At 65.5% G+C, this 1,744-nt stretch carries 1 protein-coding gene; it reads left to right on the top strand.

The genetic code is table 11. The features are described 5' to 3' along the window. Positions 1–146 precede the first annotated feature (146 nt). Positions 147–1,655, top strand: coding sequence for a sigma-54-dependent transcriptional regulator (locus tag LQ215_RS29395; RefSeq protein WP_230153728.1), 1,509 nt, complete (start codon positions 147–149; stop codon positions 1,653–1,655). The last annotated feature ends 89 nt before the right edge of the window (positions 1,656–1,744 follow it).

Raw genomic sequence — 1,744 nt, 5'->3', positions numbered from 1 at the left:
GTGTCAGCCACCCTTTTATTGACTGATACACCGCTATCGCGAGCAAGCTCGCTCCCACAAGGGGCTGAGTACTGACCTCGGGATTTCACCATTAGCCCGCCCCAAGGCATACTTGCGGCCCTCGGAGTTCCAGAACCCATCGCCCCATGCGTATCCACGTCAGTTTCATCGACCGCGTCGGCATTACCCAGGAAGTCCTGGCCTTGCTCGGTGGGCGCAATCTCAACCTGGATGCGGTGGAGATGGTGCCGCCCAACGTCTACATCGACGCCCCGACCCTCAGCCCGCAGGTGCTCGACGAGTTGCGCGAGGCGCTGTTCAGCGTGCGCGGCGTGCAGGCGGTCACCGTGGTGGACATACTGCCGGGCCAGCGCCGGCACTTGCAGCTCGATGCCTTGCTCGCGGCCATGACCGACCCGGTGCTGGCCCTGGACAGTGCCGGCAAGGTGTTGCTGGCCAACCCGGCGCTGATTGCCCTGTACGGTCGCGAACCGGCTGGGGAAAGCGTGGCCGAGCTGTTCGGTGACGCGGCACTGCTGGACGCCCTGCTGGAAAACGGTTTTCGCTTGCCACTGCGGGAAATCACCCTCAACGGCCAGACCTTGCTGCTGGACGCCACGCCCATCACCGATGCCGGCGCGCTGCTGACGCTGTATCAGCCGAACCGCATCGGCGAGCGCCTGTCGGCCCTGCATCACGATCACGCCGAAGGTTTCGACGCGCTGCTGGGCGAATCCCCGGCGATCCGCACCCTCAAGGCCCGGGCCCAGCGGGTCGCGGCGCTGGATGCGCCGCTGCTGATCCAGGGCGAAACCGGCACCGGCAAGGAACTGGTGGCCCGGGCTTGCCATGCCATCAGCGCCCGTCACGGCGCACCGTTCCTGGCCCTGAACTGCGCGGCATTGCCGGAGAACCTGGCGGAAAGCGAACTGTTCGGCTATGCCCCCGGCGCGTTCACCGGGGCGCAACGGGGCGGCAAGCCCGGGCTGATGGAGCTGGCGAACCAGGGCACGGTATTCCTCGATGAAATCGGCGAGATGTCGCCGTACCTGCAAGCCAAGCTGCTGCGCTTCTTGAACGATGGCAGCTTCCGCCGGGTGGGCGGCGACCGGGAGATCAAGGTCAACGTGCGGATCCTCAGCGCCACCCACCGCAACCTGGAGAAAATGGTCAGCGAGGGCTCGTTCCGCGAAGACCTGTTCTATCGCCTGAACGTGCTCAATGTCGAAGTCCCGCCACTGCGTGAACGCGGCCAGGACATCCTGCTGCTGGCGCGTTACTTCATGCAGCAGGCCTGCGCGCAGATCCAGCGCCCGGTCTGCCGCCTGGCCCCCGGCACTTACCCGGCGCTGCTGGGCAACCGCTGGCCGGGCAACGTGCGGCAATTGCAGAACGTGATCTTCCGCGCCGCCGCCATCTGCGAAAGCAGCCTGGTGGACATCGGCGACCTGGACATCGCCGGCACCTCCGTGGCGCGCCAGGGCGATGTGGAAGTCGAAAGCCTGGAACAGGCCGTGGAAAGCTTCGAGAAGCACCTGCTCGAAAGCCTCTACGTCAACTACCCCTCCACCCGCCAGCTCGCCAGCCGCCTGCAAACCTCCCACACCGCGATTGCCCATCGGTTGCGTAAGTACGGGATTTCCGGGAAGCCATAAGCCCCCACATCCCCCTGTGGGAGCGAGCTTGCTCGCGATAGCGGTAGCCCAGTCAGCCATAAGTTGACTGACATACCGCTATCGCGAGC

It is taken from the genome of Pseudomonas brassicacearum, assembly GCF_918698105.1.
Taxonomy (GTDB): Bacteria; Pseudomonadota; Gammaproteobacteria; order Pseudomonadales; family Pseudomonadaceae; genus Aquipseudomonas; species Aquipseudomonas brassicacearum_F.
Note: the sequence above shows the minus strand (reverse complement) of the source record. Positions and strands in the feature narration are given on the sequence as shown.

Coding starts and splice junctions, on each gene's coding strand:
- LQ215_RS29395 (WP_230153728.1), top strand. CDS start 147: ATGCGTATCCACGTCAGTTTCATCGACCGCGTCGGCATTACCCAGGAA.